This window comes from Pseudomonas sp. 1121_17 (assembly GCF_052850745.1).
The window spans coordinates 108,757-125,516 of record NZ_VXCX01000003.1 but is presented as its reverse complement, the minus strand read 5'-3'; the positions used below and the strand labels follow the sequence as shown (position 1 = coordinate 125,516).

Annotated in this window: 19 protein-coding genes; 15 read left to right on the top strand and 4 right to left on the bottom strand. The window is 60.4% G+C overall.

Annotation, left to right across the window (positions count from 1 at the left end):
* Positions 1-11 precede the first annotated feature (11 nt).
* Positions 12-1,070, top strand: coding sequence for a DNA polymerase IV (gene dinB, locus FW789_RS08060; RefSeq protein WP_186697884.1), 1,059 nt, complete (start codon positions 12-14; stop codon positions 1,068-1,070).
* A 44-nt stretch (positions 1,071-1,114) separates the two neighbouring features.
* Here the strand turns inward: dinB and FW789_RS08055 are convergent, their stop codons facing one another.
* From FW789_RS08055 to FW789_RS08045, 3 genes are all read right to left on the bottom strand, one after another.
* Positions 1,115-2,068, bottom strand: coding sequence for a hypothetical protein (locus FW789_RS08055; RefSeq protein ID WP_446431277.1), 954 nt, complete (start codon positions 2,066-2,068; stop codon positions 1,115-1,117).
* Between the two features lie 21 nt (positions 2,069-2,089).
* On the bottom strand, positions 2,090-3,805 hold the full coding sequence (locus FW789_RS08050) for a proline--tRNA ligase (RefSeq protein WP_411562061.1): 1,716 nt from the start codon (positions 3,803-3,805) through the stop codon (positions 2,090-2,092).
* Between the two features lie 159 nt (positions 3,806-3,964).
* Positions 3,965-5,281, bottom strand: a complete 1,317-nt coding sequence (locus tag FW789_RS08045; protein WP_446431276.1) for an OprD family porin — start codon at positions 5,279-5,281, stop codon at positions 3,965-3,967.
* A gap of 732 nt (positions 5,282-6,013) precedes the next feature.
* Here FW789_RS08045 and FW789_RS08040 point away from each other — a divergent pair.
* On the top strand, positions 6,014-6,436 hold the full coding sequence (locus tag FW789_RS08040) for an HIT family protein (protein WP_103436364.1): 423 nt from the start codon (positions 6,014-6,016) through the stop codon (positions 6,434-6,436).
* 4 nt (positions 6,437-6,440) lie between these two features.
* Positions 6,441-6,647 carry a SlyX family protein gene (locus FW789_RS08035; RefSeq protein ID WP_101317393.1) on the top strand — a complete coding sequence of 69 codons (207 nt, stop codon included), beginning with the start codon at positions 6,441-6,443 and terminating at the stop codon, positions 6,645-6,647.
* A gap of 45 nt (positions 6,648-6,692) precedes the next feature.
* Here the strand turns inward: FW789_RS08035 and FW789_RS08030 are convergent, their stop codons facing one another.
* Entirely contained in the window at positions 6,693-7,286 is a 594-nt protein-coding gene (locus FW789_RS08030; protein WP_411562060.1) for a cold shock domain-containing protein membrane protein, read from the bottom strand.
* Positions 7,287-7,569: 283 nt separating this feature from the next.
* Between FW789_RS08030 and FW789_RS08025 the strand changes: the two genes are divergently transcribed.
* From FW789_RS08025 to tolA, 12 genes are all read left to right on the top strand, one after another.
* Positions 7,570-8,043, top strand: a complete 474-nt coding sequence (locus tag FW789_RS08025) for a Dps family protein (RefSeq protein WP_103436366.1) — start codon at positions 7,570-7,572, stop codon at positions 8,041-8,043.
* Between the two features lie 177 nt (positions 8,044-8,220).
* Positions 8,221-8,547 (top strand): ribbon-helix-helix domain-containing protein, encoded by a 327-nt coding sequence (locus FW789_RS08020; protein ID WP_411564968.1) that lies wholly within the window; start codon positions 8,221-8,223, stop codon positions 8,545-8,547.
* Positions 8,548-8,639: 92 nt separating this feature from the next.
* Positions 8,640-8,861: an FmdB family zinc ribbon protein gene (locus FW789_RS08015; protein ID WP_101317401.1), complete on the top strand. Its 222-nt coding sequence runs from the start codon at positions 8,640-8,642 to the stop codon at positions 8,859-8,861.
* 93 nt (positions 8,862-8,954) lie between these two features.
* A complete protein-coding gene (aspS, locus tag FW789_RS08010) occupies positions 8,955-10,730 on the top strand; it encodes an aspartate--tRNA ligase (protein ID WP_103436368.1) in 1,776 nt (591 codons plus the stop codon).
* Between the two features lie 98 nt (positions 10,731-10,828).
* Positions 10,829-11,575 carry a YebC/PmpR family DNA-binding transcriptional regulator gene (locus tag FW789_RS08005; protein ID WP_101317405.1) on the top strand — a complete coding sequence of 249 codons (747 nt, stop codon included), beginning with the start codon at positions 10,829-10,831 and terminating at the stop codon, positions 11,573-11,575.
* 68 nt (positions 11,576-11,643) lie between these two features.
* Entirely contained in the window at positions 11,644-12,168 is a 525-nt protein-coding gene (ruvC, locus tag FW789_RS08000; RefSeq protein ID WP_101317407.1) for a crossover junction endodeoxyribonuclease RuvC, read from the top strand.
* Positions 12,169-12,276: 108 nt separating this feature from the next.
* Entirely contained in the window at positions 12,277-12,894 is a 618-nt protein-coding gene (gene ruvA / locus FW789_RS07995; protein WP_101317410.1) for a Holliday junction branch migration protein RuvA, read from the top strand.
* Entirely contained in the window at positions 12,891-13,937 is a 1,047-nt protein-coding gene (ruvB, locus tag FW789_RS07990) for a Holliday junction branch migration DNA helicase RuvB (RefSeq protein ID WP_103436370.1), read from the top strand. The genes ruvA and ruvB overlap by 4 nt, the downstream gene beginning before the upstream one ends.
* A 125-nt stretch (positions 13,938-14,062) precedes the next feature.
* Positions 14,063-14,515 carry a tol-pal system-associated acyl-CoA thioesterase gene (ybgC, locus tag FW789_RS07985; RefSeq protein WP_101317414.1) on the top strand — a complete coding sequence of 151 codons (453 nt, stop codon included), beginning with the start codon at positions 14,063-14,065 and terminating at the stop codon, positions 14,513-14,515.
* A 2-nt stretch (positions 14,516-14,517) separates the two neighbouring features.
* Positions 14,518-15,213 (top strand): protein TolQ, encoded by a 696-nt coding sequence (gene tolQ / locus FW789_RS07980; RefSeq protein WP_103436371.1) that lies wholly within the window; start codon positions 14,518-14,520, stop codon positions 15,211-15,213.
* 14 nt (positions 15,214-15,227) lie between these two features.
* The gene (gene tolR, locus FW789_RS07975) at positions 15,228-15,680 is read left to right on the top strand and encodes a protein TolR (RefSeq protein ID WP_186697744.1); all 453 of its coding nucleotides are present in this window, start codon (positions 15,228-15,230) and stop codon (positions 15,678-15,680) included.
* The gene (gene tolA, locus FW789_RS07970) at positions 15,680-16,756 is read left to right on the top strand and encodes a cell envelope integrity protein TolA (RefSeq protein WP_103436372.1); all 1,077 of its coding nucleotides are present in this window, start codon (positions 15,680-15,682) and stop codon (positions 16,754-16,756) included. The genes tolR and tolA overlap by 1 nt, the downstream gene beginning before the upstream one ends.
* Positions 16,757-16,760 lie beyond the last annotated feature (4 nt).

Genomic DNA, 16,760 nt, shown 5'->3' with positions numbered 1-16,760 from the left:
CATCCATGTCCTTGCGCAAGATCATCCATGTCGACTGCGACTGCTTCTACGCTGCGATCGAAATGCGTGACGACCCGAGCCTGGCTGGCCGGCCGATGGCGGTGGGTGGCTCGGCGGAGCGGCGCGGGGTGATTGCCACCTGCAACTATGAAGCGCGCGCCTATGGGGTACGCTCGGCAATGTCCTCGCGCCACGCGCTTAAACTCTGCCCTGACCTGTTGATCGTCAAGCCGCGTTTCGAGGCCTACCGCGAAGCCTCGCGCGAGATCCAGGCGATCTTTCGCGACTACACCGAGCTGATCGAGCCGCTGTCACTGGATGAAGCCTATCTGGATGTCAGCGACAGCTCCTGGTACGGCGGTAGCGCCACGCGGATTGCTGAGGATATCCGCCAGCGCGTCGCCAAGTCCTTGCACATCACGGTTTCAGCAGGGGTTGCGCCAAACAAGTTCCTGGCCAAGATCGCCAGCGACTGGCGCAAACCCAATGGATTGTTTGTGATAACCCCGGGCGAGGTGGAGGCGTTTGTTGCCGCGCTGCCGGTGGCTCGCCTGCATGGCGTGGGCAAGGTCACAGCCGACAAGCTGACCCGGCTGGGTATCGAGACCTGCATGGACATGCGCGAATGGTCAAAGCTGGCGCTGGTGCGCGAGTTTGGCAGTTTTGGCGAGCGTTTGTGGGGGCTGGCTCGTGGCGTGGATGAGCGGGCTGTACAGAATGACAGCCGGCGTCAGTCAGTCAGTGTCGAAAACACCTACGATACCGATCTGCCTGACCTGAACAGTTGCCTGGCCAAATTGCCTGAGTTGCTTGATAGCCTTAATGAGCGGGTCGCGCGGATGGACAGCAGCTATAAAGCCGACAAGCCATTCGTCAAGGTCAAGTTCCATGACTTTAGCCAGACGACCATGGAGCAGGCGGGTGCCGGGCGCGATCTGGAGAGTTACCGACAGTTGCTGAGTCAGGCGTTTGCCCGTGGCGGCAAGCCGGTGCGCTTGCTTGGGGTGGGGGTGCGCTTGCGCGATCTGCGCGGGGCGCATGAGCAGCTGGAGTTGTTTGCGCCAACGTGACGGTGCGTCAGCAAGGCCGCCAGGCGGCCCTGTGACGAAGGCGGTTATTGTCCGCCTGGATCTGCTACCAGTCGCCCGGTCTGCTTGGTCAGTGCCTGCAAGAATTCCTGCTGCAATTCAGGATCATTGCGGGTCAGTTCAATCAGGCTCTGCTCAAGCTCACTGGCTTCTTCTTCCAGCCCCAGCTCGGACAGCCGCTTGACCCGGTGAACCCACTGGCTGACATCGTCGTCTTCAAGGTCATCGAAGATCAGGTGCCGTGCTTCGACCAGTTTGTTGCGCAGCGTGCCGCTGACCAGCAGGCTGGCGTCGCCGCGAATGCCGTTGTCCTCGTCGACCACCTGCAGGTGCAGGGTGCCTACGCGGCCGAGATTCTGCTCGGAAAACGGCGCATCCAGCAGGTTCAGCCGCAGTACGCCATTACGGTCGGTGGTCAGCTCATGGTTGAGCTTGCCAGCCTTGACCTCGACCAGGCGCTCGCTCCAGGGCAGGTTGGTGGATTCTTCGCGCTTAGCTTTCTCCACCTCGCTGATGCCCGCCAGGTTCTGCTGGGCACGGCCGTTGGATTGCACGTTCATGAATGGATTGAGCCCGGCAACGCCATAGCTCAGCCAGTCATGAGTGATGCTCTGCGGCAGGTTGCCCAAGGCGAACACATTGACCACATTGGCACCGACTCCAGCCACCACCGCGACCGCGCCCAGCGGGATCTCGTAGATCTCCCGCCAGGGCTGGTAAGGGGTGTAGCGGTCGTAGCGGCGGGTCACTTCGAACTCGGTGACTTCGAAGCGCTGCTGCTCGTGGACGCGCACGCGCCGTTGCGGAAGCTCCATTACCTTGGGCTCGCCAACGTCGATCTGCAGACTGTGCTCGAGCAACTTGCGCTCGACGCGTTCTTCATGCTCGCTGCGCTGGGACATCTGATTGGCGCAGCCGCTGACGAACAGGGCGCCGCAGAGTGCGGCGCCCCCCAGGGTAAGGGTACTTCGCTTGTACATGTTCACTCGCGCATTGAGCTATCAGCGACGGATGCGGGCTTGCAGGAAGCTCAGCACTTCATTGACCGGCAGCGCCTGGGCGTCCTGCTCGGTGCGGTGCTTGTATTCCAGATTGCCATCGGCCAGGCCGCGGTCACTGACCACGATCCGGTGCGGGATGCCGATCAGTTCCATATCGGCAAACTTGTTGCCTGGGCTGGTCTTCTTGTCACGGTCATCGAGCAGCACTTCGAAGCCTGCAGCGGTCAGTTCGGCGTACAGCTTGTCGGTCGCCTCACGCACCACCTCGGTTTCGTAGCGCAGCGGTACCAGAGCGATCTGGAACGGCGCCAGGGCATCATTCCAGATGATCCCTTTGTCGTCGTAGCTCTGCTCGATGGCAGCAGCAACCACGCGCGAAACGCCGATGCCGTAGCAACCCATCGACAGTACTACTGGCTTGCCGTTCTCGCCGAGTACCTGGCACTTGAGCGCCTCGCTGTACTTGGTGCCGAGCTGGAAGATATGCCCGACTTCGATGCCGCGCTTTATCACCAGGGTGCCCTGGCCATCTGGGCTTGGGTCACCGGCAACCACGTTGCGCAGGTCGGCTACTTCAGGCACTGGCAGGTCACGCTCCCAGTTGACGCCGAAGTAGTGCTTGTCGTCGATGTTGGCGCCGATGCCGAAGTCGCTCATCAGGGCCACCGAGCGGTCGATGATGATTTCCAGCGGCAGGTTCAGCGGGCCCAGCGAGCCTGCGCCGGCGCCAATGGCGTCACGCAGTTCGGCGTCGCTGGCCATGACCAGCGGTTCGGCAACCTGAGGAAGCTTGGCGGCCTTGATTTCGTTGAGTTCGTGATCGCCGCGCACGATCAGGGCAATCAGCTTGCCTTCTTCAGCGCCGCGCACGATCAGGGTCTTGACCGTCTTCTCGATTGGCAGGCCATGGTTTTCGACCAGTTGGGCGATGGTCTTGGCGTGCGGAGTATCGACCAGGCGCAACTCTTCGGTTGGCGCCGGGCGCACGCTTTCGCGTGGGATGGCTTCGGCTTTTTCGATGTTGGCGGCGTAGTCGGAGCTGTCGCTGAAGATCACGTCGTCTTCACCTGTAGCGGCCAGGACGTGGAATTCGTGCGAGTAGTTGCCACCGATCGAGCCGGTATCAGCCTGCACTGGGCGGAAGTTCAAGCCCAGGCGGGTAAAGATGTTGCTGTACGCCTGATGCATGCGGTCGTAGGTTTCCTGCAGGGAAGCCTGGTCGGCATGGAACGAGTAGGCGTCCTTCATGATGAACTCGCGGCCGCGCATCAAACCGAAGCGTGGGCGGATCTCATCGCGGAATTTGGTCTGGATCTGGTACAGATTGAGCGGCAGCTGTTTATAGCTGGACAGCTCGTTGCGGACCATGTCGGTGATCACTTCTTCGTGAGTCGGGCCAACACAGAAGTCGCGGTTGTGGCGGTCTTTCAGGCGCAGCAGCTCTGGGCCGTACTGTTCCCAGCGGCCAGATTCCTGCCACAGCTCGGCTGGCTGGATGCTCGGCATCAGCACTTCAAGCGCGCCGGCGGCGTTCATTTCTTCGCGGACCACGGCTTCGACCTTGCGCATTACCCGCAGGCCCATCGGCAGCCAGGTGTACAGGCCGGAGGCCAGCTTGCGGATCATGCCGGCGCGCAGCATGAGCTGATGGCTGATGACCACTGCATCGGCAGGGGTTTCTTTTTGGGTGGCGAGCAAATATTGACTGGTGCGCATGGGGGGCCGTGTCGATTGCCTAAGACGTTGAAATGACCCCGCATTCTACGGGGGCGAAACGAAAGCGTACAGGATGCCGCAGCGCAGGCCAGTTGTCAGCCAAGAAAAAGCCCGGCGTGGTCGCCGGGCTTTTCAAGTGCGGGGCACTGCAAGCCAGGCTTACAGGATGCTCAGCGGGTACTCGACGATCAGACGCAGTTCGTCGATCGAGCTCGAACCGTAGTACACGCCATCCGAAGAGCGGTAGGTCGCTTGACGTACGCGGAAGCTCAGGTCTTTGGCCGGACCTTCCTGCATGACGTATTTGACGTCGATGTCGCGTTCCCATTCCTTGCCGTTGTCGGTGGTGCGAGTGGTCGCGCCGGTACCGCGGGCATAACGGGTCATGAAGGTCAGGCCGGGGATACCGAATTCGGCGAAGTTCAGGTCGTAGCGAGCCTGCCAGGACTTCTCGTCTTCGGCGTTGAAGTCGGAACGGGCGATGGAGTTGGCGAGGAACACGGTGCCGCCGCCGTCGATACCGTAAGCGTAGTCACCGTCGCCGGTGACTTTCTGGTAGGCCAGGGTGAAGGTGTGAGCGCCAATGTTGTACGCACCGGACAGGCTGGCTGCGATGTTGTCCAGTTTGCTGGTGCCGTCCGCTTTGGTGACGTAGGCGCCAGTGCGGTTTTCACCGATCGACTTGGTGTCATAGATGTTGAAGTCGAACACCAGGCCTTGGTTGTCACTGATCGGCAGTGCCCAGTTGACGTTGCCGTAGAACTTGCGGAAGTGATCTTCGACGCGCGAGTAGTACAGGCTGGTGCTGAGGCCTTCGGTGATTGAGTAAGTACCACCAAACACGTTGGCTTCGGTCAGGCCTGGGTTCTTGCGGCCAGTGTCACTGTTGCGTCCGCCGATGCTGTCCTTATAGGACTGGGCCTGGGCGTTGAGGCGGGTGAAGTGACCGGCGTTCAGCTCGAGGCCGTTGATTTCCTTGCTGGTCAGCATGAAGCCTTCGGCGACCTCAGGCAGCAGACGGCTGTCGTCGGTAGCGAATACTGGCAGCGAAGTGAATTGGCCACCGTATTTGAGTGTAGTGTTGGAGATACGCGCTTTGACCGCACCGTGACCCTCGGAGAAGCTGTCCTGAGAGGCGCCGTCGGAGCCGGTTGGGAACAGGCCGGTACCGGAAGTGCCTTTACCGCCGTCCAGTTTCAAGCCCAGCAGGCCGATGGCATCGAAACCGACGCCTACAGTGCCTTGGGTGAAGCCCGACTCGAAGGTACCGATGAAGCCTTGGCCCCACTCGGCTGCACGGCTCTGGCCGCCTTCGTTGTTACGGAAGTCACGGCTGAAGTACAGGTTACGCAGTTTGACGCCGAGTTGGCTGTCTTCAACGAAACCCTTGGACTCATCTTGCGAAGAGGCGATGGCCATTTGCGAGGTGCCTGCCGCAACGGCCAGGGCGATCATGCTCCACTTCATCACGCGCATCGTGATTTGCTCCTTTGGTTTTTAGGAAGAGTACCGCTGCGCCCGGGGTTTTAATTATATGGGGCAGCTCTTTCTTGTTGTGTCGGCGCGAAGGTATATCACGCTGACTCTTTATTTGGCGATATGCATAAAGCAACTTTTCACAAACTTTATAGCGTGTCGCTTATAACTAATTCGACGTCGCAAATTACGCGCCGAACAGCGGGCATATATCCCAGCGTTTGCTCCGTCATCCGTTAACACAGGGACGGTACCCCTCGGTAGTGCCTCAGCGCTGTGGTCCGTCGACAGCTTCTGCTCACTGCAGGTGTCGTGCCGACTTGGCGTTGAGGCAATGCAACAAGCGTGCTCATTTTCACATTGAGTTGATGAATTTTTCACATCTGCCTGATCGCTTGCTGGCAAACCTCCGAAAATAAAGGGTTCGGTCTGTCTGATGGTGTGCCAAAATTCAACGGTCGATGCAACTGTAAGGTTGCTAACTAAACCAATGTGTTACCGCCGATTGTTCATCTTGAGTAGTTTTACTGGGAACCGCCGTCAGCACCGTGACGGACGGCTCTATTTTGGTGCGAAAAGTAGCGCTCTGTTACCGCGGCGGTGCAGGACAGCTGCGCAAGCAAGCTAAAGCGCGGCTGCAGCGCCCGATTTCATGCCTGTTGCGGCGAAGCAAGGTATCCTCCGCGCACCATGCCTGCGTTGCGCAGGCGATCTGATTGAAGGAGTTTTGCCGTGTTTGTCCTGGATCCGCGTTTGCAGCAGGATTGCCTGGTGTTGGGAGATTTCCCGCTGTGTCGGCTGCTGTTGAGCAAAGACGCCAATTATCCGTGGTTCATTCTGGTGCCGCGGCAAGCCGACGTTAGTGAGCTGTTCGACCTCACGGCAGCCGACCAGCAGCAGCTGTGGCAAGAAACCACCTGCCTGGCCAATTCGCTCAAACAGGAATTTGCTGCCGACAAGATGAACGTGGCGACCTTGGGCAACGTGGTCAGCCAACTGCACATGCACGTGATCGTGCGCCACCGCAACGATGCTGCCTGGCCAGCGCCAGTGTGGGGCAAGGTGGCGGCTGCCGAGTACCGCGAGGAGCAACTCGCACAGCTTCGCCAGCGCCTGCGCTCGGCGTTGAACAACAATGACTTCAAGGAGGCGTGAGCTGATGTCTCTGGAATCGCAAATCATCGACCTGGAAACCCGTCAGGCGTTTCAGGATGACGCGCTGCAGGAGCTCAATGATGTGGTGGTCGAGCAGGGGCGGGTGATCAATCGTCTGCAACTGCAGATGGCCGAGCTGATCAAGCGTTACGAGGAGATGGTCGGGCAGTACGGCAGCGAAGGTGAAGAAGCGCCGCCGCCTCATTACTGAGGGTGGGTACCTTGCGGGTGCATAGCGCCCGCAAGGCCTTTGCTGTCAGCGGCGCGAGACCGCGATCACGTCTTCGGCCTGCAGGCCCTTGTCGCGGTGCATGACCGAGAACTCCACGCGTTGGCCTTCGACCAGCACGCGGTGGCCGTCGCCACGGATGGCGCGAAAGTGTACGAAGATATCGTCGCCGGAGTCGCGCGAGATAAAGCCGAAGCCTTTCGAGGTGTTGAACCACTTGACGGTGCCGGTATCGCGCTTGCTGCTTTCCTGGGCAGCGCCGCCAGTATTGCGCGAGCGGCCGCTGCTGCGGCTGAAGCCGGCAACCAGGTGTGCCAGAACTGCCAGAGCAGCGCACAGCAGTGCAGGCAGGTTGCCCAGCTCAGGCCGTACCAGCACGGTTACTGTCTGCAGGACAACCGCCAGCACCAGCAAAGCGCTGGCCAGGTATTGCAGTTGCAGGCGCGCACCGCGGTAATAAAGCGGCACGACCGGCGCCAGCAGGAGGTTGAGCAGGCCGAGCAAGGCCAGGTACACGGCCTCCGGTTGCTGCAGGAAGGGAATTGCCTCGGTGCGAAGGCTTGGTATGAGCGACAGCAGCAAGGCTGCTACGCCCGTCACCAGATGGACGATCTTGAACATTTGGGTTGGCTCACGTTTATAAGGTCAATCACAGGAAGAGCGGGCAGCACGGTGCGCATGAGAGAGAAAGCGCGGTCACGCAGCTGGCCTGCCTATGCATCCGGCAATAACAATCCGCACGGATGGCACCCTGCCTATTTAACAGCAAAGGCGCGGTGAGCTCAAACCGGGCGGCTGATGGGTGTGATCGATTGCCCTGGGTCACATGCAGGCGCAGGCAAGTCTTGTTACAGTGCCCCTTCATCCGCTTGACTACCCAAGCCACATGAAAAAGGGGAGCTTCATGGCAATCGATATCGGTATCAGTGAAGAAGATCGCAAGTCCATCGTCGATGGGCTGTCCCGTTTGTTGTCGGATACCTATGTGTTGTATCTGAAAACTCATAACTTTCATTGGAACGTTACTGGTCCGGCGTTCCGTACCCTGCACCTGATGTTCGAAGAGCAGTACAACGAGCTGGCCCTGGCGGTTGACTCGATCGCCGAGCGGATCCGCGCGCTGGGCTTCCCGGCGCCTGGTTCCTACGCGTTCTATGCCCGCCACTCGTCGATCAAGGAAGAGGAGGGTGTGCCGCCTGCTGATGAGATGATCCGCCAGTTGGTCGAGGGGCAGGAGGCGGTCACGCGTACCGCACGCAGTATTTTCCCGGTGGTCGACAAGGTCAGTGACGAGCCAACGGCGGATCTGCTGACCCAGCGTATGCAGGTTCACGAGAAGACCGCGTGGATGCTGCGCTCGTTGCTCGAAGGTAAATAAACTGTCCAGGCCGCCCTGCGCCGTGAAGCGCAGGGCGGTGGTGAACTGCCCGCGCAGGCGGAAAATTTTGCCGCTGCTCATGCCCCGCCTCGCGGCGCTTCATTACACGCCATGGTTCATGTCTCCAGCACATGAATGGATCCCCTTGGCGATGGAGTGGCAGCAGTGGACATCAGGGTGCAGAGCAGCAAACGCAATGTGTGTCAGGGACATTGGCCAGGCAAGGCCTGTGTCGATCCCTTCGCAGCGGACTTCGACATGCTGCAGGTGCAGCCAGTGTCGCGGTCGGTCAGGCTTAATGGATTTGCCACCTGCCTGCGTCTGGAGGATGTGTATTGGCAGATATTGCAGCATATTGCCGAGGCCAATCAGTGCTCGGTCAGTGCGGTGTTGTCCTACATTGACCGCGAAGTTCACCTGCGCCACGGCGGGGTGCGCAACTTCAGCGGCCTGGTCCGGGTGATCTGCGTTGCCTGGCTACGCGATCCGCCAAGCGAGCGTTGAGTGCCGGGCGGGCTGCACTGACCTCTCTAACCATATATAATGCCGGTTTTTGCTGCCCCGGCAGCCAGCGTTATGGTTTGCGAGAGATCCCCGTGCCCCTTTACGACTATCAATGTGCAGCCTGCAACCATCAGCTTGAGGCGTTGCAGAAGATCAGCGCCGCGCCGTTGACTGATTGTCCGGCCTGCCAGGCGCCGGAATTGAAGAAGCAATTGTCCGTTCCAGGTTTTCGCCTCAGTGGCACTGGCTGGTACGAAACCGACTTCAAGACCGGGGCAAAAAAGAATCTGGCAGGCGGCGACAAGGCCGACTGAGTTGAATTGCAACGTCCGGGTCTTGCAGTATTAGCCCTCTGGGCGGCCAAGGCCTCCATCGAATACACGAATCACGAGAAGCGAACCACCATCATGATGCGCAGCCAATATTGCGGCCAACTGAACGAGAGCCTGGACGGCCAGGAAGTCACCCTTTGCGGCTGGGTCCATCGTCGCCGCGACCACGGCGGGGTGATTTTCCTCGATATCCGTGACCGCGAAGGCATGGCCCAGGTCGTGTTCGACCCGGATCGCGCCGAAACCTTCGCCGCCGCCGACCGCGTGCGCAGCGAATACGTCGTGCAGATCACCGGTAAAGTGCGCAAGCGTCCCGAAGGTGCAGTCAACGCCAACATGGCGTCGGGCGGCATCGAAGTACTGGGTTACGAGCTGACCGTACTCAACGAAGCCGAAACCCCGCCGTTCCCGTTGAACGAATACTCCGACGTTGGCGAAGAAACCCGCCTGCGTTATCGCTTCATCGACCTGCGTCGTCCGGAAATGGCCGAGAAGCTGCGTCTGCGTTCGCGCATCACCACCAGCATCCGCCGCTTCCTCGACGAAAACGGCTTCCTCGACGTCGAAACACCGATCCTGACCCGTGCCACCCCAGAAGGTGCACGTGACTATCTGGTGCCAAGCCGTACCCACGCCGGCAGCTTCTTCGCCCTGCCGCAGTCGCCGCAGCTGTTCAAGCAGTTGCTGATGGTGGCCGGCTTCGACCGTTACTACCAGATCGCCAAGTGCTTCCGCGACGAAGACCTGCGTGCCGACCGCCAGCCGGAATTCACCCAGATCGACATCGAGACCAGCTTCCTCGACGAGTCCGAGATCATGGGTCTCACCGAGAGCATGATCCGCAAGCTGTTCAAGGAAGTGCTGGACCTGGAGTTCGGTGAATTCCCGCACATGACCTTCGAAGAGGCCATGCGCCGCTACGGTTCCGACAAGCCAGACCTGCGTAACCCGCTGGAACTGGTTGACGTTGCCGACCAGCTGAAAGATGTCGACTTCAAGGTCTTCGCCGGCCCGGCCAACGATCCGAAGTGCCGCGTCACCGCCCTGCGCCTGCCGGGCGGCGCAAGCATGCCGCGTAGCAAGATCGACGAGTACACCAAGTTCGTTGGCATCTATGGTGCCAAGGGCCTGGCCTACATCAAGGTCAACGAGCGCGCCAAGGGCGTCGAAGGCCTGCAGTCGCCGATCGTCAAGAACATCCCTGAGGCCAACCTCAACGTGATCCTCGATCGCGTCGGTGCGGTTGATGGCGACATCGTGTTCTTCGGTGCCGACAAGTTCAAAGTGGTCAGCGAAGCCCTGGGTGCGCTGCGGATCAAGGTCGGCAACGACTTCAATCTGCTGACCTGCGAATGGGCACCGATGTGGGTTGTCGACTTCCCGATGTTCGACGAGAACGAAGACGGCAGCTTCAGCGCCTTGCACCACCCGTTCACTGCACCCAAGTGCACCCCGGAAGAGCTCGAGGCCAATCCGGCCACCGCGCTGTCGCGTGCCTATGACATGGTGCTCAACGGCACCGAGCTGGGTGGCGGTTCGATCCGTATTCACCGCAAAGAGATGCAACAGGCGGTGTTCCGCCTGCTTGGTATCGAAGCGGCGGAACAGGAAGAGAAGTTTGGCTTCCTGCTCGACGCGCTGAAGTTCGGTGCACCGCCGCACGGCGGCCTGGCCTTTGGTCTGGACCGTCTGGTAATGCTGATGACCGGCGCCCAGTCGATTCGTGAAGTGATCGCCTTCCCGAAAACCCAGAGCGCTGCCTGCGTCATGACCCAGGCTCCGGGCCTGGTCGATGCCAAGGCACTGCGTGAGCTGCACATCCGTCTGCGCGAGCAGACCAAGGTCGAGTAACACCGACCCGGGCGCGCCCGTGAGGTCGCGCCCTCGAATTTATCGCGTTCCGCCCTTCGGGGCGGAACCTGTTTGTGGATCAAGGATTCGGAGTCGATATGGCTGGTCATTCCAAGTGGGCGAACATCAAGCACCGCAAAGAGCGCCAGGATGCCAAGAGAGGCAAGGTCTTCACCAAGTGGATCCGCGAGCTGACGGTCGCGGCCAAGCAGGGCGGCGCCGATCCAGCGTCGAACCCGCGCTTGCGACTGGCGCTGGACAAGGCACTTGGTGCCAACATGAGCCGCGACATCATTGATCGGGCAGTTGCCCGCGGCGCCGGCACCAACGAAAGCGACAACGTCGAAGAGCTCAGCTATGAGGGTTACGGCCCCGGCGGCGTGGCGATCATGGTCGAAACCATGACCGACAACCGCAACCGTACCGCAGCGGCTGTGCGCCATGCCTTCACCAAATGCGGCGGCAACCTTGGCACTGACGGTTCAGTTGCTTATCTGTTCGAGCGCAAGGGCCAGATCAGCTTTGCCCCTGGCGTTGACGAAGACGCCTTGATGGAAGCGGCCATGGAGGCCGACGCCGATGATGTGGTCAGCAATGACGACGGCTCGTTCGAAGTGTTCACTTCGTTCAACAGCTTTTATGCCGTGCGCAACGCGCTGGAAGAAGCTGGGTTCAAGGCCGCCGACGCCGAAATCGTGATGCAGCCGACCACCAGTGCCGAGCTTGATCGCGATGGCGCTGAAAAAGTCCTCAAGCTGATCGACATGCTCGAAGACCTGGACGACGTGCAAAACGTCTATTCCAATGCGCAGATCTCCGATGAGGTCCTTGAGCAGCTAGGCTGATGCCAGCGCTTCAAGCCATCAGGGCCTGACTGCTCCAAGCGTGTTTTCATTTTCAACTTGCAGGCCCTATGACTCTGATTCTTGGTATCGACCCCGGTTCGCGCATCACCGGTTTTGGCGTGGTCCGCCAGACCGCCCGGGGCTGCGAATATGTGGCGTCGGGGTGTATTCGTACGGGCGCCGGGGAGTTGTCCGAGCGCCTGCAGATCATTTTCCGTGGCGTCAGCGAGATCATTCGCCAGCACGGCCCGGTTACCATGGGCATCGAACGGGTGTTCATGGCGCGCAATCCGGATTCGGCGCTCAAGCTCGGCCAGGCCCGTGGTGCAGCCATCGTGGCCGGTGCCGAAGCTGGCCTGGAGATCGCCGAATATAGCGCCACCCAGGTCAAACAGGCGGTGGCTGGCACCGGTGCGGCCAACAAAGACCAGGTGATGCTGATGGTCATGCACCTGCTCAAGTTGACGCAAAAGCCGCAGATCGACGCCTCTGACGCCTTGGCTATCGCCCTCTGTCATGCGCATACCCGCTCCAGCCTGATCCCCCACGGCTTGACCACTGCGCGCAAGCGCGGCGGACGCTTGCGTCTGTAACCGCTTCATGCGCTGATACACATTTTGGCCGGGTGAAACGTTCACTCGACGCATTTGCTGATAGGGTTGACCGGTCTGTGGCCGGCGCTCGAAAGGAAGGATCGAAACGTGATTGGACGTTTGCGCGGCACCCTGGCGGAAAAACAACCGCCGCACCTGATTATCGACGTCAACGGCCTGGGCTATGAGCTCGAAGTGCCGATGACCACCCTGTACCGCCTGCCCAAGGTTGGCGAGCCGGTTACCCTGCATACCCACCTGGTGGTGCGTGAAGACGCCCACCTGCTCTACGGCTTTGGCGAGAAGCGCGAGCGCGAGCTGTTCCGTGAGCTGATCCGTCTCAATGGCGTCGGCCCCAAGCTGGCGCTGGCACTGATGTCCGGGCTTGAAATCGACGAGTTGGTGCGCTGCGTGCAGGCGCAGGATGCCTCGGTGCTGGTGCGCGTACCCGGGGTTGGCAAGAAGACTGCCGAGCGCCTGCTGGTCGAGCTCAAGGACCGCTTCAAAGCTTGGGAAACGTCCTCGTCGATGTTCACCCTGGTATCCGACGGCCCGGCGCCGGTCGGTGGCGCGTCCACCGCCGAAGCCGACGCGGTCAGTGCGCTGGTGTCGCTGGGCTACAAGCCTCAGGAAGCCAGCAAGGCTATCTCGCTTATCAAGGACAAGGCCGGCCTGAGCAGCGAAGACCTGATCCGCCGCAGCCTGCAAGGGATGATTAGCAAGTGATCGAAACCGACCGCCTGATTGCCGCTTCCGGACGCGACCGCGAAGAAGTCCAGGACCGCGCGATTCGCCCGCTGAGCCTTGATGAGTACATCGGCCAGCCGGTGGTGCGCGACCAGATGGGCCTGTTCATCCAGGCCGCCCGTGGCCGCAACGAGTCGCTCGATCACACCCTGATCTTCGGTCCGCCGGGCCTGGGCAAGACCACCCTGGCCAATATCATCGCCCATGAGATGGGCGTTTCGGTGAAGAGCACGTCAGGGCCAATTCTGGAGCGGCCCGGTGATCTGGCGGCAATGCTGACCAATCTCGAGCCGCACGATGTGCTGTTCATCGACGAAATTCACCGGCTCTCGCCGATTGTCGAAGAAGTGCTGTACCCGGCAATGGAAGACTTCCAGCTCGACATCATGATCGGTGAGGGGCCAGCCGCGCGTTCGATCAAGCTCGATCTGCCGCCGTTCACCCTGGTCGGCGCGACCACCCGAGCGGGCATGCTGACCAACCCCTTGCGCGACCGTTTCGGCATCGTCCAGCGCCTGGAGTTCTACAGCGACAAGGACCTGGCCACCATCGTTACCCGTTCGGCGGGCATTCTTGGCCTGGTCATCGATGATTTGGGCGCCTTCGAGATTGCCCGGCGTGCACGCGGTACGCCGCGGATTGCCAACCGCCTGCTGCGCCGGGTGCGCGACTACGCACAGGTACGCGGCAAGGGCGAGATCACCAAGGCGGTGGCGGACCTGGCGCTGAATCTGCTGGATGTCGACGAGCGCGGCTTCGATCACTCCGACCGGCGTTTGCTGCTGACCATGATCGAGAAGTTCGATGGCGGTCCGGTCGGCGTGGACAACCTTGCCGCTGCCATCAGCGAAGAGCGCCATACCATCGAAGACGTGCTCGAGCCGTACCTGATCCAGCAGGGCTACATCATGCGTACGCCGCGTGGCCGCGTGGTGACGCGGCACGCCTACCTGCACTTTGGCTTGAACCTGCCCGGGCGTTTGGCCGACCCGGCGGATTTTTCCGATGTTGTCGATGAATGACAGATCAAAAGGCAGTTTCCGTGGTCCTACCGCTGGCATGCCCATGGCGCGCTGGCACTAAGACATTACCGAATGCAAAAACACTTGCCGGGCGGATTGGCAAGCCGAGGAGTAAGCACTAGAGTATGCGCGCGCAAAATGGGCTTGAATCGTTCGCACACCGCTGTCGCGTCTATTACGAAGATACCGACGCAGGCGGCGTGGTGTATTACGTCAACTACCTGAAATTCATGGAGCGTGCGCGCACCGAGCGGTTGCGTCACCTGGGTTTCTCCCAGCATCAACTGGCCGGGGAGAATCTGCTGTTCGTGGTTCACTCCACCGAGGCGCGCTACCACGCGCCGGCGCGCCTGGATGATGAGTTGCGGGTAACCGCAGAAGTCGTCGAGGTGAACCGCGCCAGCCTGCGCTTCGTGCAGCAGGTGTGGCGAGAACAAGATGCAAAACTGCTCTGTGAGGGGCAGTTTCTGGTGGCCGCTGTGCGCGCCGACACTTTCAAACCCCGAGCCATCCCCCCAGCGCTGCGCGACGCCTTCCTGGCGGGCGGCCCGGGTACTCAATCGAATGCAGGAGAATAAGCGTGGAAGCTAACGTCGTCGACCATACCTCCATGTGGAGTCTGGTCAGCAATGCCAGCATCGTGGTGCAGCTGGTAATGCTGATTCTGGTGGCCGCCTCGGTCACTTCATGGATCATGATCTTTCAGCGCAGCAGCATGCTGCGCGCCGGTCGTCGTGCGCTGGATGCCTTCGAGGAGCGCTTCTGGTCGGGCATTGATTTGTCCAAGCTGTACCGTCAGGCAGGTAGCAACCCGGACCCGGATTCGGGTGTGGAGCAGGTGTTCCGTGCCGGCTTCAAGGAATTCTCGCGTCTGCGTCAGCAGCAGGGCGTAGACCCGGATGCAGTCATGGAAGGCGTTGGCCGAGCCATGCGCGTAGCCATCTCGCGTGAAGAAGAAAAGCTCGAGCAGAGCCTGCCGTTTCTCGCTACCGTAGGCTCGACCAGCCCGTACATCGGCCTGTTCGGTACTGTCTGGGGCATCATGAACTCGTTCCGCGGCCTGGCTTCTGCCCAGCAGGCAACCCTGGCCACCGTTGCGCCGGGCATCGCCGAAGCATTGATTGCCACTGCGATCGGCCTGTTCGCCGCGATCCCGGCCGTTATCGCCTACAACCGTTTCGCCGCACGCAGCGAAACGCTGATCAGTCGTTACTACACCTTCGCCGACGAGTTCCAGGCGATCCTGCACCGCAAAGTGCACACCAGCGAAGAGTAATCAGGTAGAAACCCATGGCCCGAGTTCGCCACAAACGCAAGCCCGTCGCCGAGATGAACGTGGTGCCCTACATCGACGTGATGCTGGTGCTGCTGGTCATCTTCATGGTGACGGCCCCGATGCTCAACCAGGGGGTCAAGGTCGACCTGCCCAAGGTTTCCAGCGAAGCCTTGCCGCAGGACAACAACGTCCAGATCCTTACCATCTCGATCAAGGCCGACAAGACCTACTACTGGAACCTTGGCAGCGAGGTCGATACCGACAAACAGATGGACAAGGCCATGACCTTGCCAGACATGACCAGCGCCGTGACCAAGATCATTGCCGCCGGTCGCGACCAGGGCAAGCAGACCCAGGTCTTCATCCGTGGCGACAAGTCCGTCGATTACGGCTCGGTCATGGGCGCCATGGGCGGGTTGCAGAAGGCCGGTGTCGGTAACGTTGGCCTGATTACCGAGGCGCCCTGATGCAACAGCGAGAGCCATCTGCCTCGGAAAGCTACTTCTGGCCCAGTGTCTGGGCCATTGGCTTGCATGTCGTGGTGTTTGCGATGCTGTTCGTCAGCTTCGCCATGACCCCTGAGCTGCCGCCGTCCAAGCCGATCGTTCAGGCTACGCTGTACCAGCTCAAGTCCAAGAGTCAGGCCACTACTCAGACCAATCAGAAGATTGCCGGGGAAGCGAAGAAAACCGCTTCGCGCCAGACTGAAGTCGAACAGCTGGAACAGAAGAAGGTCGAACAGGAGGCCGTGAAGGCCGCGGAACAAAAGAAAGCCGACGCGGATCAAAAGGCCGAAGCTGCTCGTGAAGCGGCAGAAGCCAAAAAAGCCGAAGAAGCTGCCAAGACTGCTGAAGCCAAGAAGGCCGCCGAGGCCAAGAAAGCCGAAGAGGCGAAGAAAGCCAGCGAAAAACAGCAGGCTGATATCGCCAAGAAAAAGGCGGAAGAAGAGGCCAAGAAAAAGGCCGACGAAGAAGCCAAGAAAGACGCAGCTGAAGAGGCGAAGAAGAAAGCCGCCGAAGAAGCCAAGAAAAAAGCTGCCGAGGATGCCAAGAAGAAAACGGCAGCCGAGGAAGCGAAGAAGAAAGCAGCTGAAGAGGCCAAGAAGAAGGCCGCTGCAGATGCCCAGAAGAAAAAAGCCCAGGATGCAGCCCGCAAGGCGGCAGAAGACAAGAAAGCCCAGGCCCTGGCCGAGCTGTTGTCTGATACCACCGAGCGCCAGCAGGCTCTGGCTGACGAGCAGGGCGACCAGGTAGCCGGTGATTTCGACGACCTGATCCGCATGCGCGCTGCAGAAGGTTGGGCCCGTCCGCCTTCGGCACGCAAAGGCATGACGGTCGTGCTGCAGATCAACATGCTGCCCGATGGCACCATCACCAGCGTCAGTGTGGCCCGCGCCAGTGGCGACGGTCCGTTTGATGCTTCGGCGGTGGCAGCGGTGAAGAACATTGGTCGACTGACCGAAATGCAGGGCTTGAAGCCGAGTGATTTCAATGCGTATCGCTCGTTCAAGATGACATTTACACCTGAGGATCTAGCGCTGTGATTAA